General features: G+C 41.4%; 29 protein-coding genes, 3 tRNA genes and 1 pseudogene. 32 read left to right on the top strand and 1 reads right to left on the bottom strand.

Features of this window, described 5'->3' with window-relative positions; all coding sequences use genetic code 11:
- Nucleotides 1-99: 99 nt before the first annotated feature.
- The gene (locus F556_RS0103670; RefSeq protein WP_020615544.1) at nucleotides 100-612 is read right to left on the bottom strand and encodes a 2'-5' RNA ligase family protein; all 513 of its coding nucleotides are present in this window, start codon (nucleotides 610-612) and stop codon (nucleotides 100-102) included.
- A 107-nt stretch (nucleotides 613-719) separates the two neighbouring features.
- Between F556_RS0103670 and F556_RS38265 the strand changes: the two genes are divergently transcribed.
- The 32 genes and pseudogenes from F556_RS38265 to F556_RS0103515 all read left to right on the top strand — a co-directional run bounded on the left by F556_RS38265 (nucleotide 720) and on the right by F556_RS0103515 (nucleotide 21,487).
- Nucleotides 720-884 (top strand): hypothetical protein, encoded by a 165-nt coding sequence (locus F556_RS38265; RefSeq protein ID WP_020615543.1) that lies wholly within the window; start codon nucleotides 720-722, stop codon nucleotides 882-884.
- Between the two features lie 121 nt (nucleotides 885-1,005).
- Nucleotides 1,006-1,082 (top strand) — tRNA-Met (locus F556_RS0103660).
- 30 nt (nucleotides 1,083-1,112) lie between these two features.
- Nucleotides 1,113-1,189 (top strand) — tRNA-Ile (locus F556_RS0103655).
- Nucleotides 1,190-1,213: 24 nt separating this feature from the next.
- A tRNA-Leu gene (locus F556_RS0103650) sits at nucleotides 1,214-1,302 on the top strand.
- Between the two features lie 663 nt (nucleotides 1,303-1,965).
- A complete protein-coding gene (locus F556_RS39165) occupies nucleotides 1,966-2,196 on the top strand; it encodes a DinB family protein (protein ID WP_157272652.1) in 231 nt (76 codons plus the stop codon).
- A gap of 75 nt (nucleotides 2,197-2,271) precedes the next feature.
- Nucleotides 2,272-3,069, top strand: a complete 798-nt coding sequence (locus tag F556_RS0103640; protein WP_020615540.1) for an aminoglycoside phosphotransferase family protein — start codon at nucleotides 2,272-2,274, stop codon at nucleotides 3,067-3,069.
- Between the two features lie 565 nt (nucleotides 3,070-3,634).
- Nucleotides 3,635-4,027: a DUF5071 domain-containing protein gene (locus tag F556_RS0103635; RefSeq protein WP_020615539.1), complete on the top strand. Its 393-nt coding sequence runs from the start codon at nucleotides 3,635-3,637 to the stop codon at nucleotides 4,025-4,027.
- Between the two features lie 310 nt (nucleotides 4,028-4,337).
- Nucleotides 4,338-4,994: a cytochrome c oxidase assembly factor Coa1 family protein gene (locus F556_RS0103630; RefSeq protein ID WP_245583008.1), complete on the top strand. Its 657-nt coding sequence runs from the start codon at nucleotides 4,338-4,340 to the stop codon at nucleotides 4,992-4,994.
- 168 nt (nucleotides 4,995-5,162) lie between these two features.
- Entirely contained in the window at nucleotides 5,163-5,933 is a 771-nt protein-coding gene (locus tag F556_RS0103625; RefSeq protein WP_020615537.1) for a nucleotidyltransferase, read from the top strand.
- 70 nt (nucleotides 5,934-6,003) lie between these two features.
- Nucleotides 6,004-6,459: a UPF0158 family protein gene (locus F556_RS0103620; RefSeq protein ID WP_020615536.1), complete on the top strand. Its 456-nt coding sequence runs from the start codon at nucleotides 6,004-6,006 to the stop codon at nucleotides 6,457-6,459.
- A gap of 103 nt (nucleotides 6,460-6,562) precedes the next feature.
- Nucleotides 6,563-7,222, top strand: a complete 660-nt coding sequence (locus F556_RS0103615) for an HAD family hydrolase (RefSeq protein WP_020615535.1) — start codon at nucleotides 6,563-6,565, stop codon at nucleotides 7,220-7,222.
- Between the two features lie 14 nt (nucleotides 7,223-7,236).
- Complete coding sequence (locus tag F556_RS0103610; RefSeq protein WP_020615534.1) at nucleotides 7,237-7,701, top strand: VOC family protein; 465 nt, start codon at nucleotides 7,237-7,239, stop codon at nucleotides 7,699-7,701.
- 3 nt (nucleotides 7,702-7,704) lie between these two features.
- Nucleotides 7,705-8,439, top strand: a complete 735-nt coding sequence (locus tag F556_RS0103605; protein WP_020615533.1) for a metallophosphoesterase family protein — start codon at nucleotides 7,705-7,707, stop codon at nucleotides 8,437-8,439.
- An 82-nt stretch (nucleotides 8,440-8,521) separates the two neighbouring features.
- Entirely contained in the window at nucleotides 8,522-9,025 is a 504-nt protein-coding gene (locus F556_RS0103600) for a hypothetical protein (RefSeq protein ID WP_020615532.1), read from the top strand.
- A 314-nt stretch (nucleotides 9,026-9,339) separates the two neighbouring features.
- The gene (locus F556_RS0103595; protein ID WP_020615531.1) at nucleotides 9,340-9,783 is read left to right on the top strand and encodes a hypothetical protein; all 444 of its coding nucleotides are present in this window, start codon (nucleotides 9,340-9,342) and stop codon (nucleotides 9,781-9,783) included.
- 452 nt (nucleotides 9,784-10,235) lie between these two features.
- Nucleotides 10,236-10,475 carry a hypothetical protein gene (locus F556_RS0103590; RefSeq protein ID WP_020615530.1) on the top strand — a complete coding sequence of 80 codons (240 nt, stop codon included), beginning with the start codon at nucleotides 10,236-10,238 and terminating at the stop codon, nucleotides 10,473-10,475.
- Between the two features lie 260 nt (nucleotides 10,476-10,735).
- On the top strand, nucleotides 10,736-10,879 hold the full coding sequence (locus F556_RS37590; RefSeq protein WP_157272602.1) for a hypothetical protein: 144 nt from the start codon (nucleotides 10,736-10,738) through the stop codon (nucleotides 10,877-10,879).
- On the top strand, nucleotides 10,872-11,825 hold the full coding sequence (locus tag F556_RS0103585; RefSeq protein ID WP_157272601.1) for a protein kinase family protein: 954 nt from the start codon (nucleotides 10,872-10,874) through the stop codon (nucleotides 11,823-11,825). The genes F556_RS37590 and F556_RS0103585 overlap by 8 nt, the downstream gene beginning before the upstream one ends.
- Nucleotides 11,809-12,216, top strand: coding sequence for an NUDIX hydrolase (locus F556_RS0103580; protein ID WP_020615528.1), 408 nt, complete (start codon nucleotides 11,809-11,811; stop codon nucleotides 12,214-12,216). Before F556_RS0103585 ends, F556_RS0103580 begins: the two co-directional genes overlap by 17 nt.
- Nucleotides 12,217-12,269: 53 nt before the next feature.
- Nucleotides 12,270-12,968, top strand: a complete 699-nt coding sequence (locus F556_RS0103575) for an MBL fold metallo-hydrolase (protein WP_020615527.1) — start codon at nucleotides 12,270-12,272, stop codon at nucleotides 12,966-12,968.
- A gap of 127 nt (nucleotides 12,969-13,095) precedes the next feature.
- Nucleotides 13,096-14,259, top strand: a complete 1,164-nt coding sequence (locus F556_RS0103570) for a family 43 glycosylhydrolase (protein WP_020615526.1) — start codon at nucleotides 13,096-13,098, stop codon at nucleotides 14,257-14,259.
- Between the two features lie 56 nt (nucleotides 14,260-14,315).
- Complete coding sequence (locus tag F556_RS0103565; protein WP_020615525.1) at nucleotides 14,316-15,032, top strand: YdcF family protein; 717 nt, start codon at nucleotides 14,316-14,318, stop codon at nucleotides 15,030-15,032.
- Between the two features lie 39 nt (nucleotides 15,033-15,071).
- Nucleotides 15,072-15,454: pseudogene (locus F556_RS39210) on the top strand (DUF5071 domain-containing protein).
- A gap of 158 nt (nucleotides 15,455-15,612) precedes the next feature.
- Nucleotides 15,613-16,038 carry a hypothetical protein gene (locus F556_RS0103555; RefSeq protein WP_157272600.1) on the top strand — a complete coding sequence of 142 codons (426 nt, stop codon included), beginning with the start codon at nucleotides 15,613-15,615 and terminating at the stop codon, nucleotides 16,036-16,038.
- Nucleotides 16,039-16,061: 23 nt separating this feature from the next.
- A complete protein-coding gene (locus F556_RS0103550) occupies nucleotides 16,062-16,631 on the top strand; it encodes a 5' nucleotidase, NT5C type (RefSeq protein WP_020615521.1) in 570 nt (189 codons plus the stop codon).
- Between the two features lie 71 nt (nucleotides 16,632-16,702).
- The gene (locus tag F556_RS0103545) at nucleotides 16,703-17,278 is read left to right on the top strand and encodes a GNAT family N-acetyltransferase (protein ID WP_020615520.1); all 576 of its coding nucleotides are present in this window, start codon (nucleotides 16,703-16,705) and stop codon (nucleotides 17,276-17,278) included.
- A gap of 3 nt (nucleotides 17,279-17,281) precedes the next feature.
- Entirely contained in the window at nucleotides 17,282-18,364 is a 1,083-nt protein-coding gene (locus F556_RS0103540; RefSeq protein ID WP_020615519.1) for an alpha/beta hydrolase family protein, read from the top strand.
- Nucleotides 18,365-18,525: 161 nt separating this feature from the next.
- Nucleotides 18,526-19,059, top strand: a complete 534-nt coding sequence (locus F556_RS0103535) for a hypothetical protein (RefSeq protein ID WP_211222539.1) — start codon at nucleotides 18,526-18,528, stop codon at nucleotides 19,057-19,059.
- Between the two features lie 15 nt (nucleotides 19,060-19,074).
- The gene (locus F556_RS0103530; protein ID WP_020615517.1) at nucleotides 19,075-19,878 is read left to right on the top strand and encodes a class I SAM-dependent methyltransferase; all 804 of its coding nucleotides are present in this window, start codon (nucleotides 19,075-19,077) and stop codon (nucleotides 19,876-19,878) included.
- A gap of 14 nt (nucleotides 19,879-19,892) precedes the next feature.
- Nucleotides 19,893-20,432 (top strand): GNAT family N-acetyltransferase, encoded by a 540-nt coding sequence (locus F556_RS0103525; RefSeq protein ID WP_020615516.1) that lies wholly within the window; start codon nucleotides 19,893-19,895, stop codon nucleotides 20,430-20,432.
- Nucleotides 20,433-20,459: 27 nt separating this feature from the next.
- Nucleotides 20,460-21,020, top strand: a complete 561-nt coding sequence (locus tag F556_RS0103520; RefSeq protein WP_020615515.1) for a DEAD/DEAH box helicase family protein — start codon at nucleotides 20,460-20,462, stop codon at nucleotides 21,018-21,020.
- Nucleotides 21,021-21,070: 50 nt separating this feature from the next.
- The gene (locus F556_RS0103515) at nucleotides 21,071-21,487 is read left to right on the top strand and encodes a cytidine/deoxycytidylate deaminase family protein (protein WP_020615514.1); all 417 of its coding nucleotides are present in this window, start codon (nucleotides 21,071-21,073) and stop codon (nucleotides 21,485-21,487) included.
- Nucleotides 21,488-21,509 lie beyond the last annotated feature (22 nt).

The raw sequence follows: 21,509 nt of genomic DNA, 5'->3' as shown, positions 1-21,509 counted from the left end.
ACCATCGCAGGATTTTAAGTCCTGTGCGTCTGCTGTACTGGCAATATGGTGTGGAGCGTGAGGGATGAGAAGATATCTCTTGCTGATCTCTTGTTGACGCTACCCTCGCAGCAAAAAGGATTGATACGCCGTCCAGGAACCGTTGGCAGTCTGATAGAGCAAGTGGACCCGGTCTACTCGGTCGGTAAAATCGATCGCGCTCTGACGGATGCTGGCATGGACATCATGCAGCTCATCAGGCGAGAGCTCCTGGCCAAGGGTGACATGTGGCGTATATACATAGGGCGTTGATGTCTCTGCCAAATGACCCGTGCACAATGCTTCACGGAGTGCGATGACTGGCTGAGGATCCTCCAGAGCCAGATAGATCACCTGACTCACCGGATAGAAGGTGGACGCGCGGTCGTAACGGATGGAGAACGGCGGTTGTGTGGCCGCTGCTTGCTCCAATTGGGTGGTGATTACGGCGAGCTCCTCCTCGCTGATCTGAAGCCCTGCACGAAGGGTTAGATGCGGTTGAATGGCACTGTAACGCGGGTCTAGCCGTTTGCGCCAGCTGTTGGCAAAGTCCTGGACGGTGCGGGACGGGAAAATAACCAGTCCGATCTGCATAGTGAAGTCTCCTTTTCCGCTGAGAGTATAAGTCAAGTATGCCCAATATGGCTTGATATTGTGAAGAATGGGCAGGCTAGAACTAACAAATGTTGGAGGGATGACAGGTGCGGTGGATCTATTGGGTGCGATTGTATGAGACCAAATTCCAGGCAAGCTGCCTCGTGCAGCGAATGGAGAACGACTGGTGGCTATACGGCTATGAGAGTCCCAAAGAGGTCGAGATTTTCCGTTCCCGGCGGGGGAGATACGGGGTTCGGTATATACAGTAACTTGAGAATACATATTGGCGAGCCAAGGTCAGAAATCGTCAAAAAATGGTTGACTTTCGCTTGGCTCCTGTAGTATATTATATCTTGTCGCCATTCGTAAATGACTCACAATTGAAACCATCGCGGGGTGGAGCAGCTCGGTAGCTCGTCGGGCTCATAACCCGAAGGCCGCAGGTTCAAATCCTGCCCCCGCAACCAATTTCAATCACATGTTGGAATCCCTTTTTAGGGCCCTTAGCTCAGTTGGTTAGAGCGGTCGGCTCATAACCGATTGGTCGGGGGTTCGAGTCCCTCAGGGCCCACCATGCTGTGACCATTTATGACACCATGCCGGGGTGGCGGAATTGGCAGACGCACAGGACTTAAAATCCTGCGATGGGTGACCATCGTACGGGTTCGACCCCCGTCCTCGGCACCATATGATTTCTATGAGCTTTGCTCTTATGGACGACATCTATACATAATGCTCGACACATTGACCTCCTTTGTCCAGCCTACGATGACAGGCTAGATGAAGGGGGTTTTTGCATTTTCATGGTAAGGTGCAGTTGGTGGGAATAGCGGAGTAGGATTAGAGTAGAGTAAGAGCAGGGGAGGCAGACAGTAGCGGAGTAGGGGGCAGAGTAGAGTAAAACCGTGGCCAGGCAGCAGCAGAGTTGAGTGGCAGAGCAGGTTTTTCCGCTAACGGCCACAGGAGCGCTTATTTCCCCATTTTTAGCTAGTATTCTCCTCTAACGGCCACAGGAGCACTTATTTCAACGAAATGACTAACAAATTAACCTCGGACGGTGCAATAACGAATTATATGGCCGTTAGAATTTCAAACCCCTGATTTCGGGCCAAATAGCCGCTGTGGTGGCCGTTACAGCTTTAAAATTGAAACGACATCCGAAAAACTGGAGATTCAAAATCGAATAAAAGAGGAGATAACAAAATGGATCCAGTTAGATTCCCCATTGGCCAATTTCAACCAGATATTAATCTTATGAGCAACGAGTTGGGTCATCTCATATGGATTAAGTGAGGATTAACCGAGGATAATCCCCTTGCAAATACTTACCGAGAAGACTTATGGGCAGAGCTGAATGATTATCAGACCTTGCCCATAGATAATTCGATCCTGCTTCTGGAAATGCTCCATTTTCGTTTTTTTCACTTACTGATTGAGCTTGATCCCAACCTATTTAAACGGACGATCCAAACCGAAGTGTTGGGTGAAATCACATTGGAAAAAGCGCTGCAACGATTCATATGGCATAACAAACACCATATGGCACAGATTGAAAATCATTTGAGGGAAGGTAATGTATAATAGCCCGTTATCCTAGACCTATAAAGGTACGCTAAGCCGCAAATGTAGGTGTAATAATAGCGAAGGGGGCGCAGCATGAAGTATACAGTAATTGCATCTGGAAGATCAGCAGACATCTTATCTTTGGGCGATCATCAAGTTCTGAAATTATTTAATGCTGATTTGCCGGAACAATTGATACACGAGGAATTTGCTATCAGCAATAGTGTTTATAAATTAGGAATTGATTGCCCAGCACCTATTAATATAACGGAGTACAATGGTCGAATAGGCATCATCTACACTAGAGTACATGGGATGACGATGCTTAATCTCATCTCCAAGAAATTTTGGAGGTTAAGTAGAGAAGCTATTAGGCTGGCCCGAATTCATCTTCGCATACATAGCCATACGATTTCTAATATTCCAAAACAAAAAGAAGTACTCAGTGAAAGAATTATTCAGGCTCCGATACTATTAGCTAAAGAGAAGCAACAGATCTTTAATCACATGAATCAATTAAAAGATGATACGAAATTATGCCATGGAGATTTCCATCCAGATAATATCATACTTAGTGAACAGAATGAGTGGATAATTGACTGGATGACGGGGATGGAAGGGAATCCGGCAGGAGATGTTGCAAGGTCATTTTTAATTCTAAAGCTCGGTAGACTATCTGAAAAAACACCAAAGTTAATATCAACGATCGGATCTCAAATAAGACATCTAATCTCAAGTAAATATCTAGATGAATATCTTAAGAATTCAATGATAAGTAAACATGAAGTAGATGATTGGATGATTCCAGTTGCAGCGGCTCGTCTAAATGAACGGATACCGGAAGTTGAAAAACAAGAACTTGTGGAATTAATAAGAAAAAGGATCGGGTAGTTGGCTCGTGGAAAAGTTGTTATACTTGAGCAGTTTAAATAACTTGGTTTTATCATTTCTGGTGGAGGGCTCAGCCCAAGTTGAGCTGCGGGAGTTAAAAGGTCAATACTCAAGCTCCTATTACGGTTCTGTCACACCAATTTTCGTTGTAGTCATGTATATAGTTGGATGATCTCCACCTCATCAAATGGCCTGGTCGAAATGGGGAGAAGATTGAAAGTGTTCATCGTCTATCTGGAGACAAGATAGGATTTTTACATCGGCTAATCGAGTGGTGGTTGGGCTTGCTACTAAAGAACACGAAGAATAGAAATCATCCGAAAGCTTCGGAGATTCAAAGCCTGCTTGGAGCAGGGGGAGAATCTCTTTTTTGTTAGGTTATTTAGATAAATTTGGTATGATAGAGATGTATTATGGAGGTATGGATTCACAAGGAAAATGATCAGTACATCACAATTACGTTAAACAGTTTGAGGCCTACAGATATTGAAGCCATCAATTCCAAGCAGTCATGCAGATGGTTGTCTAAGCAGCGATTATTGTAAATAGAAGGAGGTATATTGGCATGAGTAATTCTAAAGATCTATTGCCAAAAGATAAACATGATTTTGAAAGTGTATATAATTTAAAAAGGTTAGACAGAGATGAACTCACAAAAATAGTGCCGGAATTACTAGAATGGCTACAAGATATAAACTGGCCAATTGCAAATGAGGTATCAAAACTTTTATTGACTATTCCTCATGAAGCATTACCTTTCGTAAATAATGTTCTTGCTGGCCAGGACGATCTTTGGAAAGAATGGTGTCTAAGATACTTTGTGATAGATTTACCAGTAGATTTAAAAGAGAGTTTAAGAGAACAACTTGAAAGAATTGCTCACAGACCTACTAAAGGGGAGGAACTAGAAGAAGTGCATATCACTGCTCAAGAGATATTAGAAGAAATGAACGATTGATAATGATGAACACGGAAGCCAATCACTTCGGATAACACCAGATTAACGCGGTGAGCGTTCGCGCTTGGTCCGACAGAAGTTATGAAGCGAGGAAGCAGAATCAGCCGGAAAACCCTGCGGGGGCTAAGTCTGGCGACCTGACATGATGACCGCTTCGCGGGCAGCCTAAGCCTCTCGGATTCGTAAATGCAACGATGTTATGCGAAAGATAACTAAATTGAATCACTCGAATCGAGGAAAATATATGAGAAGAGCACCCAGAAACGTTCGTTTTCTTGCGGGGATGATAGACACATACCTAACTGTCTTTATGACAATTAGTCTAACTTTTATTGTTATTAATTGGCTTGAAAGGCATGAAATATTTTCTTTAATAGTCACATTAATTACAACTATTGGAGGTGTATTCTTACTAATATTCAAAGATATATTTAATGGTCAGAGTGTTGGTAAGAGAATTTTCAACATTGGTATACGAGAAGTGGAGAGCTATCAGCTGCCCAACAGACGTAAACTGATAGATCGGAATAGAATTTCATTCAATTGGCCTAGGGACCTAATTAATGTTTTGTTTTCTACAGACAAACGTAGACAAGGAGATATTATAAATGGACTTGATGTTTTCATAGTAGAGAATAAGGATAGAACCAGTAATATAATTAGAGTTCTAGGTTCATTAACTGTGATAGGTTCATTATTCATCTTAGGAATCACATTTATGATTAAACAAGATGCTTCTTACAAAACTGCAATCATCCACATTGAGAATGATGTAACTATTAAGGAAAAAATCGGTGAGTTTAATGGGTTTGGCTTTTTTCCCTCAGGTAGTATAAATAAAAGTAATGGATATGGGAATGCAAATTACAAAATTAAAGTGAAAGGTGACAAAGGTGACCTTAAGATTGTAGTTCAATTGTCTAAGGTTCCTAATGAAAAATGGAAGATAAACCATATTGATTTTTAGCATATTCGGAGTAGAGTGATTCATCGCATAACAAAACATTCACGCTGTGAGAAAGTAGTCCCTTGGTCTGCCCGAGGGTATTCGAGGAAGCTGGTTCAAGCAGACAACTTTTGCACAGCCTGAACGTACGAATCTTGGCCCAAATAATTTCTTAGTTTAGGAGGCTATATGATACTACAAAAAGTTATAAATAGAATTGAAATTCAAAGTGAATATAAAGATTTTGTTGATAAGTACATAGATCATATACTTGCCGAATTCAAAGATAAGATTCATAGCATTTATATGTGTGGCTCGATTCCAAAAGGAACGGCTACACCTTTTAAGTCAGATGCAGATTTTACTATTGTTTGTATGAATACCAAAGTTGTGGATCACGAAAGATTGTCAAAAATAAAAGACAGGCTTCTTGAAGAGTATCCCGTATTAACTAAGATTGATACGACAATTTGCTCGATGGACGATGTATTAAGTAAACCGAATGAGTGGGGCTTTTGGGTCAAGATAATTTGTGTGTGCATATACGGTCATGACGTTGGTGAAGAAGTACCACCAATACTTATTTCGCCAGCGTTTATTCTAGACTTGAATAAAGAGACCAAGGAGGAAGTAGTTCGTATACATCGTTTACTTTCTAATGCTAATGATAATACTATGAAAACCAGATATATTAAAGGTTACTCGAAGAGATTAATTCGTGCCTTATACTCTTTGGTTTTAGTAGACACAGGTGTGTGGCAAGATGACTTTAGTATGATGAAGAATGCCATAGTAAACTATTGTGAGATTGACTCCGCTTTAGTTGATTATCTGTACGCTTGTTACTTGGATTGTAATAGTGTATGTGTTGAAGAGTTTCTTGCAATTGCAGATGAAGTATATAGCTATTTTGAGAATGCCTTAAATGCAATGGCTGCTTCCAGAACTTCCTTGGACTAAAACCTAAAGGGCCATGACGTCGTCAATATAATAATGTGGGAAAATACAAAATTTTAAAGAGGGTGAATTTATGGACGGTCAAATCGAAGAAATTAAAATCACACTTTTTCAATGGAATGAATTGGTTTTTGCTTGTGAAAATTCTGGGAATGATCTTAGATTCTATTTTGACAAGCAGACTGGTGAAGTTGAAATGCTAGGTGATTATACTGAAGTAGACCCCGATCTAAAAGAACGAATTGAAGAAGATTTTGAAGATCGGTATATAAGAGTGCCGACCATAGAATCCTGGCAGTCCTTTGAGGATATGGAAGAATTCACGGAAACCGTTTCAAACAAAATCATGAAGGATCATCTTGAACGTTCGCTTCGTGGCGGGAAAGGTGTATTTCGGAGATTTAAGGATACATTGTCCGAGGATAAAGATTTGTTAGAAGCATGGTATGCATTTAAAGATCAAAGAAATAAAGAAAGACTATTAAGCATGTTTGAGGAAGAGGAGCGAATAAAGCTGATCATTGAGTAAATGAGGTTACATTTTTAAATATCTTCGCTTACACCGGTGACAGTTCACTTATGTAATCAACTGTGCGTGGTGGCGCGCATGGCTGCCAAAAGGAGTCTGAACAATGAAAAAGTATATACTCTTCGATCATGATGGTGTTCTGGTGGATACCGAATTCTGGTATTACAAAGCGGGGGAACGCGCTCATGCTGATATTGGATTTAACTTGGATAAAGATCAATATCTTCTCGACATGACCCAGCCTTTAGGCACTTGGGCCCAAGCTAGGGCAGCAGGTATTGATGAACAGGTCATTATCAAGCAGAGTGAGGTCCGCAACGCCTATTATCAGGAATATTTAAGAACCGAAGCGATAGAGATTGAAGGCGTAGTTGAGACGCTAGCTGAACTGTCAAAATACGTCCGCATGGCCATCGTAACGACTGCTAAACGTGCTGATTTTGAACTGATTCATGAGAAGCGCCAGATTGCGCAATTCATGGAGTTTGTCCTTGTTCGCGAAGACTACGACCGCCCAAAGCCGCACCCAGAGCCATACTTGACTGCCCTAGAGCGCTTCGGTGCTACAAAAGAAGAGACTCTAGTTGTGGAGGATTCAAACAGAGGATTAAATTCAGCCGTCGCGGCTGGTATCGACTGTGCTATCGTACATAATGACTTCACAAGAACACATGACTTCTCACAAGCCAGCTATCGAATTAAGACTCTGAGTGAACTAAAGGACATCATTGTCAATGTAACTAACGACAAACATAAAACATAAGAGGAGTAAAAACGATGAACCCTAACAAATTATTGCGAATGGACAATGTTGGCATCGTTGTAGAATCCCTTGATGATGCCATTTCTTTTTTTGAGGAGATTGGCTTGAAACTCGAAGGGCGAGCTGCAATTGAAGGTGAATGGGCTGGCCGCGTAACCGGATTGGGGTCACAACACGTTGAGATTGCAATGATGGTTACCCCAGATGGCCATAGCCGAATTGAACTTTCGAGGTTTCTTACGCCTTCTGTTACATCCGATCATCGGACTGCTCCTGTAAACTCTCTCGGTTATCTGCGTGTTATGTTTGCCGTTCAAGACATTGATGAGTTGGTATCTAGACTCACTGCAAAGTATGGCGCGCAACTTGTCGGGGAAGTGGTTCAGTACGAGAATTCGTATCGGCTCTGCTACATTCGTGGAGTAGAAGGGCTTCTGATCGGATTGGCGGAGCAGCTTGATAACAATTTGGAGGCTTAACCGATGAAAAGAATAGCATTAATCTCAGACATACATGGAAATTTACCTGCATTACAGGCTGTTCTAGATGATATAGCTGAAAGAGAAATCGAAAGCATCTACTGCTTAGGTGACCTGATTGGAAAAGGACCTAGCGGGCATCTTGTAGTGGATCTAATAGCTAAAACATGTGAAAAAGTAATCCGAGGCAATTGGGACGAGTTCATTTCAAAACCCACGGAAGAGGAAGCGTTATTATGGCATCAACAACAACTTGGACCAGAACGGTTAGCGTACCTGGCTTCTTTGCCGTTTTCGATTGAATTCGTAATGAGCGGGAAAAAGATTAGGCTGTTTCATGCATCTCCGAGAAGTTTGTATGAACGCATTCATCCTTGGAATGACCGGGAAACATTGTTGTCTTTATTCCAAAGTTCAAATGAGTGCGAAAGTGATGTTGAGGCAGATGTAGTGGGGTATGGGGATATTCATAATGCGTACATCCAGCATTTCGAAGGCAAGACGTTATTTAATGTAGGAAGTGTCGGTAATCCGCTTGAGATTACGCAAGCCTCCTATGTGATACTTGAGGGGCACTATGGGGAAACCAAAGAATCGGCAGTAAGTGTTCAATTTGTGAGAGTTCCTTATTCCATTCAGCGCTCGATTGACCAAGCCATAGAGGCCGATATGCCCTTATTAAATGAATATATTCAAGAACTAAGAACGGGAGTATATCGAGGCATTAAATTAAAATGAAATTTTTGTCATGACACGAGATGGACGGCAAGTAGAAAGGTTCTCACCTGCTCAATACTAGCTTAAGGAGACCTACACAGATATGATAAGCGCATTGTTGAAGATCCTGCTTTATCGTTCACCCCCTATTGATATTGAGAAGGAAGAAGCAGAACAATATGATCAACTGCTAGCATCCATTGGTGACAGACAAAGCCAAGTTCTTGAGTATATGCTGCCTTACCCTAAATTTCGATTTCTTTCCTACGTTTCAATGAAGGAGAAGTATGTGTTCCATGGTTCGAATAACTCTCATATTGAAGTTTTTGAGCCTAGAGAACAGACCTTGTATAATGGGGAATTGGCAAAAGCCGTGTTCGCCACAACGGATCCCATTTGGCCGCTCTTTTACGCTGTCTTTAACAGAAGTCATTTGATCGGCAGTTTTCGAAACGGTTGCATCCTACATCATAATTCCAGGTATCATTATTTTTCATTGAACGAATCTACAATGAACAATGATCCATGGACCCAAGGGATGTTGTATATTCTGCCGAAGGAAAACTTCACAAGATCTGAATCAGGCAAGGTTCAATTTGATGAATAGATTAATTATGAGCCGGCAAGCTCCGTGGGAAAAATGCTCGTTACGAGCGATGATTTTCCGTATCATAATAAAGTCTCTACCCATAGGGATCGAGAATCATTATTTCAAACATTGCTGCTCTACAAGATCAGAACGAAGTGGTGAGCGTTTGAATTTAAGAGAGTAATTCAGGAAAATGGACTACGTAAGTTGCAATAAAGTCCTTGCCGTCACGCAAATGGCTGCCAGAGTAGCCATTCCTAGTTGTACAAGTCCGTTCCCTGTACTTGTTGGAGAATGGACGAAAGCATAATCATGAAACTGGGAGTAATTCAATGAAGAGAAACACATATATCATAGCTATATTATCTGTGCTCGTAGTAATTCTTGGGTTTAAAATTATTTCATCAGAAAACATCAATCGTGATATTCAAAGATTAAATGACCAAACTTTCAAACATCAGTTAGGAATGCTTATCGGCAGTTTTAGCGTGGAAGTGAATGAATATACATACAGAGGGATGATTGCAAGTGTGTATAGTTTGGCTTCAATGTCCACACTAACCTCTTATGAGGATATAAATGATGATCTAGATGTAAGTCTACACAATCTGTACATTTCATTGCGAGAAGAGAGGTCGAAAGCTTTAGTCTTATCTCGAATCGATGAGCTTAGAGATCTATTTTATATTATGCAACAAGATCCATCAAATCAAAAAGCAACAGATAAGCTCATAGAAATAACAAATGAGACATTCTTTGAAAACCCAATAGAATAATGTTTACGATGAATCGAAGAGAGCGCATCCTTCATCTAACACCACATTCGCGCATCAGAACGTTAGATGAAAGATCGCTGGTAAGATTGTCAAACCAAGCCCCTTTAAAGGAGCATATGAATTAATAAAAGAAATCGGAGTTGATACTAGTGGGTTTAAAAGGATGATGTTCAACGAAGATTGTTTCAAAAAATACGATATTAATATTGGAATGAGCAACCTTCATGTCGAATTTATTAAAGAGAAATTTGGAAGAGAGATCGTATGATTCAATGAGATGATCGATGGCTCTCAAGTATCAGTACAGGTTGGAGCACCCGATAGTGAAGGATTTAAGGATGAGATGAAAGAACTTGTAAATTATATCAATACATCAATACCACGACTTATTGAGAACATACAAGAACGTTATCTGAAATATTAGCAAATGATTTAAAGCAGGAGGTGCCCCATTGGTTCAGTTAATAAATACTATTTTCATAGGACTTATAGCTGGAATGATTTTAAAGAATAAAGAGAAATACAAAAATAGAAAGACATTAAGGTTTACAATTATTGCTGTTTGGTCTGTTTTGTACTTTCTGGCCTATGCAGTATTTCCTCACTTAATAATGATATTTGGTCCAGCGGCTATGTTAGTTTTGTTTTCGTACATATATAGAGTTAAGAAAAAAGATAAAGGAAATAGATAGTAATAGTCAATGGCGGATGGGCTTGCACTGGCGGGTAGTCAAGCGATATGCCTTCACGATTGGAATATACGATTGTCTTCATGATCAAAAGTGATGAGATACGCATCCTTCGAGTTGTACAAAAAGGTTGTTCGAGTGGGATACTCAATCGTTTTGCTGCCTAAGATCATAAAAGGTTTCTGCAGATCTTTATCCCAATACTCCCCATATGTCGGTGCATCAGTATTGACGCCAAAACTGAGAATAAGGATATATTCTTCATGAGGGAATGGCTTTTAACTCATTGTGGGTTGCCTAAAAACGAAATTAAAGAGATTTATAAGCAAGTAGTTGATTGTTATTACATAGATGATTTCAAAGATTTTCGTGTAAATGAAGGTGAAAACAATGAAACTAATGGATAACGAAGTAATAGAAACTATCGTTTCAGACAAAATCACTTATCGTGAGATGCTTGACGATTCAAAGGCAGGTAGGATCATCGAGAAGATCAAATGTGGTTCCAGAGTTCTCGTCTTGAAATATGGAACAGATGTTGGAATGAAGAAAGAGGTTCAAACGTACCAGCAAATAGGCACATTAAAGCTTAGCATTCCGTCGGTCATATATTGTGAACAGATAGATAGCCTATATCTCCTCGTATTAGAATGGATTGATGGAAGATATCCTGACTTTCAAGATAATAAAGATATTCAGAACTATTTTTATTCGTTGGGACGGTTTGCAGTAGAGACCTCATTTTTGAACAATAATTACTTTGACTTTGACACGGATGAGCTAATACATATGACTGAGTTAAAAACGCTTCTTCAAGATCAGGAGGAGCTGATAAAGAATCATGTTGGAACCTTTTCATATGACATGATGCAACAGCTTGTGGCGCATAAAGATAATATATTTCAATGTATTATGAAAATCCCAAAAGCATTAGATCCGGGGGATATTTCACTGCATAACGCAAAAATCCATGGTGACAGTGGTAAGGTTGTCTTTTTTGATTTTGAATCAGCTGTCATTCGCCCTTTGAGCATGTTCTTCGAACATTTTGCGGAAGCTTACGAGTCAATTCCTAGTTCAGAAACTGGTATTCTTTTGTCTCAACAGACGTTTTTTCAAGCTTGGAATACATACGCCATTATTCAAATAAGCTGGTATGATTTTAGGCAAAGTATAACTGCTGCCATGCTGAATTATAAGGCGGGGAACTATATTTACTGGATAAGAAAAATCATGACGGATAAAGAACACAATGAAACTATTCTATGGCTAAAAAACGATGTCCAGATTTTAGAAAAGTTGTTGTTGAAACTGTGTGATGAAGAGGGGGATGGTTGTGTTAAATCCGATTAACAGTTATCCCAATGACAAGAAAATTGCAGGTATTCATAGTCTACCCATTACTGAAGATGGCTCTATCATTCTGGTGTGGGACATAAACGAGCAGACTTTAACTACTGTTGGCGGAAGAATCGAAGCAGATGAGGATTTGATTGCCGCGCTAAACCGGGAAGCCGTTGAAGAAGCAGGGATTGAATTAGATGAATATAGACTTCCAATCGCATCATGGTATTGGGAGAGTACAGACACATACACTGTTTTTGTTATTGCTCGGGTGAAAAAGTATCTAAATTGGCAAAAAGGTTTTGAAACGTCAGGTAGAGTAGTGATGAATTTTGAGACGGCACGTCAGATGATTATAAAGTTAGAAGGCTCAAGCTTTCGAATTGCATTCAATTATTGAATAAGAAATCCTCGTTATAATTTATCAGTCCATTATTTAGGGAGCGTGCGCAGATGCAACTCTATGCTGTAAAATTCGGCGAATCGTTACTAAACGCCAATTATATTTTTCGTGGTGCCTCCTCTGAAGAACTCATTCCGATCGCATGGTCCTATTATGTTGCTAAGTATAATCAGAAGACGATCTTGTTTGATGTCGGGTTCCGCGACCCGCAGACGGCCAAGGAATGGGGCATTACGCTAAACCATATTGAGGATGAAGTAAAGAATGAGCTGCATGTGGAACAGGTAGACTTGATTTGTATTACGCATCATCATTTTGATCATATTTCCAACATTGACCAGTTTCCTGATGCCCAGATTATCATCAGCCAGGTAGACTACCTTCAAGCGCTTGAGGGCAGCAATCCACGGGTTCGAGAAAGACTTCTTCAGGACAATGTCCTCACCGTTGACGACACATACGTTGTCGAGAATAAGTTTACGTTCAAGGTCATTGGCGGACATACTGACGGTTCATCGGTCATTTATTTTGTTCATGATGGCAAGGAGTATGTCATTACTGGAGATGAATGTTATGTGCGCGATAATTTGCTCCACGCAAAACCCGTAGGCGTATATTCAAATTTAGCTCATAACGAGTCGTTCATTCGGGCTGCATATGATAAGGGTTACATTCCTCTGCCGTACCATGACCTAAGCTTATTCGAGAGCTACGACAAGGTGTCATCACATATTGTCCAGATTATCTAGTACCTGTCCGCTCTTACACGTAAGCGCCTTCTTTACGTTTAAAGTCGTGTATGTCAAAATAATGCTATGCAGAAACCAGGCCTTTGCACTAGCTTCTGCTGACGCTTGGTACGAGGAGAGAGCAGAAATGTTGACCATAAAAAATTCGCAAGAGCAAGTCATTAAAGTGATGATCGGCGAGCCGCTACACTTGCCTGAACACCTGAAGGTGGAATTATCTGGTGGTGTGCAGGGTTCGTTACCCGTCGAATGGGAGCCAATAGATGCATCGCGCCTGGAGACCCCCGGAAGCTTTGTTGTAGAGGGTACCTACCAAGAACGGGAGTACCCGCAGCCGCTTATCCTCAACCGGGCTGATCCCTTTGTCATAAAGCATACCGATGGTTACTACTACTTTACGGCTTCTGTGCCAGAGTACGACCGGCTTGTGCTCCGCAGAGCCCGCACAATTGTGGAGCTTGCGGAAGCGGAGGAGACGGTCATCTGGACCAAGCACAATGCCGGCGAAATGGGTAATCATATCTGGGCGCCCGAGTTGCATAGGATTGATGGCAAGTGGTATATCTATTTTGCTGCAGGATCTGCAGAAGATAAGTGGGCCATCCGGCCTTATGTACTGGAGTGCGCCGATGCAAACCCGCTTACCGGCACATGGGTCGAAAAGGGAAGAATCCAGACGCCTATTGAAAGCTTCTCCCTGGATGCAACAACCTTCGAGCACAGGGGAGAGAGATATCTGGCCTGGGCCCAGATTATCGAATCCTCCTCTATCTACATCGCGCGGATGGATACGCCTTGGTCCATTGCTACGGAGCCGGTGCTTATCGCAGCTCCCGAGCATGATTGGGAGATTCAGGGTCATCGGGTGAATGAGGGGGCGGCTGTCATCATCCGTAACGGGCGTGTCTTTATGGCATACTCGGCCAGTGCTACTGATGACCGTTATTGCGTGGGCCTGCTCACAGCAGACGAGTCAAGTGATCTGCTCGATCCGGCCTCCTGGACCAAAACGCCACAACCGGTTTTTTCCAGCTGTGAGTCCACAAGTCAATATGGACCTGGTCACAACAGCTTCACTGTCTCGGAGGATGGCAGCGCCGACCTGATGGTCTATCATGCAAGATCTTACAAGGAGATTGACGGTGAGCCCCTGTACGACCCAAACCGCCACACACGTGTGCAGCAATTGCTTTGGAATACCGACGGGACTCCCTACTTCGGTCATCCGGGACAACAAATAGACACTAGCGGCGAGCGGCCACGTGTGCGTGTTATTGTGGAGATGGGATGACAGGCAAGTGAACTGATGTATAAGGACGTGAAACCATACTTAATCATCGCAATCCAATGGTCATTCTTACCGTTCTGTTAGCGATAATTGCGCTTATTTTACTATTGGTGTTTGGATTTAGCTTTGGAACAGTTACGATTGGCCTTGTACTAGGATGTATCATCCTAGCTTTGTGGGTTAGACATCTTGGTTACCAGCTACTCGCAAAACTAATGGGGTTGTCTATAGTTACTTTCTTACTATCTGTGCTTGTAGTAAGTGGCCTCATCCTAAAGGAAGCCAATGCTAACGATCAGCTTGAAGCGGTTCAATTTGCCGTTGTATTAGGAGCTGGACTTGAGGGGGAGCAAGTCTCAAAGACCCTGAAACGCAGGCTAGATTCCGCTATCGAAGTTTTACAGACGAATTCACACTTACAGGTGGTTGTATCCGGTGGTAAATCTCTAGGAGCCAGTATCTCTGAGGCAGAGGCCATGTCTCGATATTTGGTAAGCGAAGGTATCTCCACTGAAAGAATCATCCTTGAAGATACATCTACGAATACTGAGGAAAATCTAAGTTTCTCTAAAAGTATCATAGCACATGAAATAGATGATAGCGGCATGCCAACCATTGCAATAATTACGAGCGATTATCATATGCTTCGCGCAAAGATGATTGCCAAGCAACTCCATCTAGAACCTGTAGGGGTATCAAGCAAGACGCCGACTACGATAAGAATAAACTATATGCTTCGTGAGTACTTTGCAGTCATTAAGACATGGGTCAGTTAGTTTTGAGCACTCCGCATTAATGGAAGTGAGGATCTTCTTATGAATCCAAGCGAAATAATCCCACAGCACAAAAGTGATTTTGAAAAAGTAGAAATTATAAAAATGTTGGATCTAAAAGATATAAAGCCCATTCTTCCTGATCTGCTTGAATGGCTGCAAGATGCCAATTGGCCCATTGCTAAGCCTATTGAGGATATCGTACTCCATTTCAAGAGGAGTTGGTGCCCTATGTGAGAGACATTTTTCAAACCGATGATGGATCTTGGAAATACTTCCTACTATATGGACTAGTCAGGAGACTCCCGGACTCTATCCTGTATCAGTTAAAGCCTGACCTAGAAAGAGTCAAGAATATGCCCACAGCTGATGAAGAACATGAAGAACTCGATGATATATTAAATGAATTGTTATCAAGGGTTTAAATTCAGGAATGTGGATGAGAAACCATCTAACAATCATCCTTCACTGAAATGGTAGATGATGGTATAATAGGAAAGGCGATTAGAGAATTTCAGTGCCATCGAAACGGCAGCAGCCCACCCTAGGTAGAGCAGCAGGTGGGTTTTTCGTTCTTTCATCTATGAAAACGGCTATATCATTAGAGGAATCGTGGAAAGGACAACCTATGATCAAGCGCATTCGTCTAATTATTTTGAGTAGTTGTGTGCTGATTGGACTCGGTATCTTACTGCTGTTCATGAGTAAAGCATACTATCCTCAATTGCCTATGGAAGGCGTATCAAAAAGAGAAGTTTATTCCTTGTTAGCACAAAGTGAGAATGAATTGATTCCGCTTATTGAAAAGGATAATACCCAATGGTATGGCTATAAAGGAAATCCACTAGATGCAAAAGAAGCACTGAAACAAAGAATGCTGGAAGCAGAATGGACATTTGTTGAGCAGCTGGGCTCGGGATACTTCTTTACGAAAAAGGATAACGCTCAGCGAACCGTTACAAGTCAAATGTGGACCGGATCGTATGTATTATTTCAAGTTCATAGATGATAGCTCGGGAAAGTTAGGAGGGGATGGATATCCATATTGGCATTGATTTAGATAACACCATACTCGACGCTACATCGACGCATTTGCATTATTATAATTTAGCTTCAGGTCAGTCTAAATGCGTGGACGATGTGAATGATTTTTATATCTATCGGTTATATGGGTGGAGCATTGAGGAGAGAGAACGCGTATTGAATCAATACGCGGTTGATATTCATTGGCATTCAACGCCGTACCCCGATGCATTAGAGGTGCTGAGAAATTTATATCAAAGTCATACGGTTTCTTTCATAACGGCTAGACCGATGTTCTGTAGAGAGATCACGATTCAATGGCTGAACAAACATCAGATTGGCTACCATCATCTCATTTTTACTGAAGATAAGCTGGCTAAATGCCGGGAACTGAATGTAGATCTATTAATAGATGATGCGCCTCATTACGCAGAAGAATTTGTTTTATGTAATAAGCCCTATGTTCTATACGATCAGCCCTATAATCGGCACATTGAACATGATTTAGTCTTGCGTGCTCGTAGTTGGATGGAAGTTCAGCAACATGTTGAGCGTTTGCGACTTCAATTAAATGTATAGCAAACAGATAATAATCAAGACATGACAGACGATGCTAAGGGTTGAAATCTAGTCCATAAAAGGAGCAGAGCATGAACGAATTGTTCGAATCATTTCCAGTTATCAACGGTGAGAAAATCCATTTAGGGAAGATTGATATAATACACCTGGATGATGTGTTTTCCATTTATAGTAATGAAATTGTCTTTAAGTATTGTGGCATTACTCCCAGGCATAACAAAGATACCGTTGAAAAAATGATCGGTCATTTTGAGCGAGACTATCATAAACGTTCTAAGGTGAAGTGGGGAATCTTTCTAAACGATTCATCAAGTAAGCTAGTTGGAATCCTTGAAGCCTTCGATTTTAACCAGAAAGTCAATATGGTAACCATTGGGTATTATTTAGAACCCACCTATTGGGGGCAGGGTATTGCTTCCGAGGCTGTAAGTTTTTTGACTAAGCATTTGTTCGAAATAGTGAATGTGAATCGAATACATGCTGAAGTGATGATTGAAAATGAAGGTTCAAAGCGTGTTTTAACTAAAAATGGATATCTCAAAGAAGGAACTCTGAGACAGGCAAATGTATGGACAGGCAAAGGGATTGTTGATTTAGAAATCTATGCCATTCTTAAACAAGACTATGTTCTACAGGGACAGGTGTAATACATGGCTGTGGGTAGAAAAATAGTGGCCCTAAATGATATTTCGAGAAAAGACCCCTTTGCTGACGGTGAGACTAGAGAAATCATAACTAGCATCTATTATCCGGCAGATGTTACGCATGCCCAGATAGGTTTTAATTCTTATCTAGACTTATTTGATCCTTGCAAAGAAATGGCGAGCATTATCCTGCAAGACATGGGAGTGGATATTGAATATCTGGCGTCTCTACCAATAGTGATTATCAACGATGCTACACCAAACCTCGTTCATGGTAGACGCCCAGTAATTTTATTCTCGCCTGGCTTTGGTGTTACTAAGGACATGTATAGCTATCACGTGGAGGAATTGGTCTGTAGTGGGTTTGTGGTCATCTCTATAGGGTCAACTTATGAATCAATTTTCACAATTTTTCCTGATAGTCGATATTCTAAACAAATAGAAGTTTTATCTAATATTAAAGACTCCGATTATTCGCTTTGGCAAAAACTATTGAAAACCAGGGTAGAAGATATCCTGTTTGTTATTAAGCATTTAGATCTCCTAATCGAAGGCACGAATCTTGGAGATGTGAATTGGGATGACATAGGAATTGTAGGCCATTCCCTGGGTGGGGCTGCTGCATTTGAGGTGGCCAAAAAAGACAAAAGGATTCGGGCAGGCGTTATGTTGGACGCCAGTTTTCATCTTTTGAATGCGAAGAAAAACACCAAGCTGGGTACTCCTTTTTTGGTTATGAGACAGGAAAAGTGCACCTATGATGAACTGCTTGATGAGCTGCCTGAAGAAATCATTACTTCTTACATACAAGGTTATGAGAGGACTTGCAACCAGTTGGTTGGAAACCGATACACCGTTAAAGTTCAAGGGGCACATCATATGACGTTCAGTGACATTCCTTTACATTACAAGGAATTAAATGTGTCGGAGAAACACAAGACGATCTGTAGTCTCTTGAATGCGTTTTTAAAGGAGTTTCTACAAGGTCAAGCTTCCTCTTTTCAGGATATCTTCTATGGCAAACGACCGAATGGTATTAAAGAGATAGATATAAAAGGGAACTTAGTAAATTCAAAGTATCTTTCGTGAGCCATTTGATATAGCCTTACCCATAAGAGGTGAATGGATAGAATTGAACGAAATGGTGAGCTAGTTCAACTCACCACGGATTGTATTACTTATGTTGCTAAGAAAATTGACAAGAACAAGAGGGAATGTATTTGAAGCGAACACTAACCTTTATCCTAGCCATGTTGTTCTTAGTTTCATGTCATACCAACACAACTACTTTTCACTCGGAACCTTTAGAACCACTCAGCCATCAGTATGTAAGTGAGGACGAGATGTTCCGACTCGTTTTGCATCTTGAAAAACTACATTTCAGGTCAGACGAAAAAATTGAGCTGCATGCTACGCTTGAATACCTTGGACTGGAGAATAAAATAACGATATGGCATGGTTTACCCTATCTTGATTTCTTTATTAGCGACGGCGAGCAAATGAATACGGGCGGCATCGTACAAAATATACTCAGCTCGACGTCTTTAACGAAGGGGAAGGTTTATACCTTTCCTTTTGCCAAATCCGGAAGTTTTGATGAAAGCGATCCCAACTTTGAATTCTGGAGAAGTTTCTATAACGAAAAGGACCTCTATCTACCGCCGGGCAATTATAAGATTACTGCGGCCACTAATTTTTCATTAACTGCAGAGACTGACACTAGTAACTATAACCAAAACATCGAAGTAGACATTACTGTGGATCCACCAGAAACTTCGTTATAGATAGGAGACATCACCATGACCAACTACCGGCACATGAACCGTCTAAATTGGAACGACCGTACGAGGATTCATGCGAAGTCCAAATTTTATGATGTTGAAGCTTTCGTATCGGGAGACACCAAGTTATCCGAATTAGATCAAGCAGAACTAGGATCTGTAGCCGGCCGTACGATGCTTCATTTGCAATGCCATTTCGGCAAGGATTCGTTAGCTTGGGCCCAGGCAGGCGCTAAGGTAACGGGAGTCGATTTCTCTGAAGAGGCGATTACGTTAGCTCGATCCTTGAACGAACAAATGGGGCTCGATGCGCGCTTTATCTGCTCGGACATCTATGAAGCCCATGAAGCTCTTCAAGGTGAACAGTTCGATATTGTATATACCTCCTATGGTGTGCTGTGTTGGCTATCTGATCTGAACCTTTGGGCCAAGTTAATCTTTAGCTCCTTAAAGGAGGGTGGCACGTTTTATATCGCTGAATTTCATCCGATTGCCTTTATCTATGAGGTCGTGGATAACCTGCTTCTTGTGAGCACGCCTTATTTTGACCGGGAGGTGCAAGCTTACGATGCCTCGACAACCTACACGGGGGACGACGACGTATTGGAACATAGCACCAGTTATCAATGGCAGCACACGCTGGGGGATATCGTAAGTGCATTGACTGGAGCGGGACTTACTTTAGAGTTCCTACATGAGCATTCTTATACCGTCTATAACATGTTCCCGGGTCATATGCAGCAAGACGAGCAAGGCAGATGGAGGCTGCAAGACAATAATTATTTGCCTCTGCTATTCTCAATCAAGGCCACAAAAACATAAATGGAGACCTCATAATGAAAACCACAATAGAACTCACAGATCAGACAACAAAATTCATCGTGAACAATATTTATCCTCTGTATCTGCACGACTTATCCGGCATCTGGGGATGGAAGCCGAATAAGTACGGGGTCTACGAAGAAAGCGATATTCCCACCTTAACGGAACAAAATAAGGTTTTTGATGTGTGGTGGGAAGACGCTCATACGAACATTTTATTTCCCTACTTAATTAGAGTCGATGGCATTCCAGCAGGGTTAGCTTTTGTCGCCACACCGCCTTATACGCCTCACGGCACGGATTACTATATGAATGAGTTTTTTGTTTTGCAACCTTTTAGAGCGCATGGGGTCGCACAGTCGGCAGCAAATCAGGTCTTTGATTCCCATCGAGGAAGCTGGGAGGTTCAAACAAATCCGACACATACCAACCTACGTGCGCAGGCCTTTTGGACGAAAACGATTCAACAATATACCTCGGGTGCTTATCACAAAGAAGTTAAGCGCACGAATGATGATGGAGACAAGTTGATATTTAGTTTCCAAAATAAATAACATTCGTAGCAAGGGAGGCGCTCTCCAATGAAATTAATCATCCTGTTTGGTCCACAAGCCGTAGGGAAAATGACCGTGGGGCAACACCTGGCAACCATAACGGACCTGAAGCTTTTTCATAATCATATGTCTATTGATTTTGTATCCCAGTTTTTCGATTACGGCACACCTTCGGGTAAGCGTCTCGTAAGTTTAATTAGACAAGAGATTTTTGAGGAAGTTTCCAAGAGCGAATTGAAAGGTATCATCTTTACGTTCGTGTGGGCATTCGATCTTCAGAGCGACTGGGACTACATAGAAAAAGTTTCAAATTTGTTTGAATCTCGAGGCGGCACAGTGTATTACGTTGAACTCGAGGCAGACCTAGAAGAGCGGAAAAGACGTAATCGTACGGAGAATAGACTGCTACATAAACCCTCGAAGCGCGATCTCAAGTGGTCCGAGGACGAGCTTGTTACCACCTATGAAAAGCATCGATTAAATTCATTACCTGGGGAGATTACTAAAGATCATTATATCCGCATTTCTAACAGGGACTTGTCAGCTGAAAAGGTTGCGGAGTTGATCAAAGAGAGATTCGAGTTGTAATCAAAGATGCAATTGAAGTTGAGAATTTAAGGAGATCGAGGTGTTCCTTCATGAAGCAGTATGAATTAACGAATCAAGATTATGAACTCATTGATCGAGCGAAAGAGATTATTGAAACAAACTTTGATACTAAAACTTATATTTATACGGTAGGGTCAGCCATTCGGTCTAAGAGTGGAGAGGTTTTTACTGGAATAAATTGTGATGGCATTCATGGTTCCTGTGCTGAATTTATAAGTATGGGTGCAGCCAGAGCCGCTGGAGTGAGAGAGTTTGATACTATTGTAGCAGTGTACAAAAATGCTCCAAATTGTTTGCTACCTCCGTGCGGCAATTGCCGTCAAATGTTACTTGAATATAGTCCTCACATCAAAGTGATTTTAAATAACGAGTCACAAAAAATGATCAAAGTGGAAATCCAGGATTTATTGCCATTGGCGTATGTACATAATGATCAAATGGAATAAAACTTAGGCTAATTAATGCCTT

Origin of the sequence: Paenibacillus daejeonensis DSM 15491 (assembly GCF_000378385.1) — a bacterium.
Lineage (GTDB): Bacteria > Bacillota > Bacilli > Paenibacillales > Paenibacillaceae > Paenibacillus_D > Paenibacillus_D daejeonensis.
The sequence above is the reverse complement of the archived record's forward strand: the minus strand, read 5'-3'. Positions and strand labels throughout refer to the sequence as shown.

Bases quoted from the DNA above. Each gene is read 5' to 3' on its own strand.
- F556_RS0103670 (WP_020615544.1), bottom strand. From the start codon at position 612: ATGCAGATCGGACTGGTTATTTTCCCGTCCCGCACCGTCCAGGACTTT.
- F556_RS0103640 (WP_020615540.1), top strand. From the start codon at position 2,272: ATGAAGTATACAGTAATTGCATCTGGAAGATCAGCAGACATCTTATCT.
- F556_RS0103635 (WP_020615539.1), top strand. From the start codon at position 3,635: ATGAGTAATTCTAAAGATCTATTGCCAAAAGATAAACATGATTTTGAA.
- F556_RS0103630 (WP_245583008.1), top strand. From the start codon at position 4,338: ATGACAATTAGTCTAACTTTTATTGTTATTAATTGGCTTGAAAGGCAT.
- F556_RS0103625 (WP_020615537.1), top strand. From the start codon at position 5,163: ATGATACTACAAAAAGTTATAAATAGAATTGAAATTCAAAGTGAATAT.
- F556_RS0103620 (WP_020615536.1), top strand. From the start codon at position 6,004: ATGGACGGTCAAATCGAAGAAATTAAAATCACACTTTTTCAATGGAAT.
- F556_RS0103615 (WP_020615535.1), top strand. From the start codon at position 6,563: ATGAAAAAGTATATACTCTTCGATCATGATGGTGTTCTGGTGGATACC.
- F556_RS0103610 (WP_020615534.1), top strand. From the start codon at position 7,237: ATGAACCCTAACAAATTATTGCGAATGGACAATGTTGGCATCGTTGTA.
- F556_RS0103605 (WP_020615533.1), top strand. From the start codon at position 7,705: ATGAAAAGAATAGCATTAATCTCAGACATACATGGAAATTTACCTGCA.
- F556_RS0103600 (WP_020615532.1), top strand. From the start codon at position 8,522: ATGATAAGCGCATTGTTGAAGATCCTGCTTTATCGTTCACCCCCTATT.
- F556_RS0103595 (WP_020615531.1), top strand. From the start codon at position 9,340: ATGAAGAGAAACACATATATCATAGCTATATTATCTGTGCTCGTAGTA.
- F556_RS37590 (WP_157272602.1), top strand. From the start codon at position 10,736: ATGAGGGAATGGCTTTTAACTCATTGTGGGTTGCCTAAAAACGAAATT.
- F556_RS0103585 (WP_157272601.1), top strand. From the start codon at position 10,872: ATGGATAACGAAGTAATAGAAACTATCGTTTCAGACAAAATCACTTAT.
- F556_RS0103575 (WP_020615527.1), top strand. From the start codon at position 12,270: ATGCAACTCTATGCTGTAAAATTCGGCGAATCGTTACTAAACGCCAAT.
- F556_RS0103570 (WP_020615526.1), top strand. From the start codon at position 13,096: ATGTTGACCATAAAAAATTCGCAAGAGCAAGTCATTAAAGTGATGATC.
- F556_RS0103565 (WP_020615525.1), top strand. From the start codon at position 14,316: ATGGTCATTCTTACCGTTCTGTTAGCGATAATTGCGCTTATTTTACTA.
- F556_RS0103555 (WP_157272600.1), top strand. From the start codon at position 15,613: ATGAAAACGGCTATATCATTAGAGGAATCGTGGAAAGGACAACCTATG.
- F556_RS0103550 (WP_020615521.1), top strand. From the start codon at position 16,062: ATGGATATCCATATTGGCATTGATTTAGATAACACCATACTCGACGCT.
- F556_RS0103545 (WP_020615520.1), top strand. From the start codon at position 16,703: ATGAACGAATTGTTCGAATCATTTCCAGTTATCAACGGTGAGAAAATC.
- F556_RS0103540 (WP_020615519.1), top strand. From the start codon at position 17,282: ATGGCTGTGGGTAGAAAAATAGTGGCCCTAAATGATATTTCGAGAAAA.
- F556_RS0103535 (WP_211222539.1), top strand. From the start codon at position 18,526: ATGTTGTTCTTAGTTTCATGTCATACCAACACAACTACTTTTCACTCG.
- F556_RS0103530 (WP_020615517.1), top strand. From the start codon at position 19,075: ATGACCAACTACCGGCACATGAACCGTCTAAATTGGAACGACCGTACG.
- F556_RS0103525 (WP_020615516.1), top strand. From the start codon at position 19,893: ATGAAAACCACAATAGAACTCACAGATCAGACAACAAAATTCATCGTG.
- F556_RS0103520 (WP_020615515.1), top strand. From the start codon at position 20,460: ATGAAATTAATCATCCTGTTTGGTCCACAAGCCGTAGGGAAAATGACC.
- F556_RS0103515 (WP_020615514.1), top strand. From the start codon at position 21,071: ATGAAGCAGTATGAATTAACGAATCAAGATTATGAACTCATTGATCGA.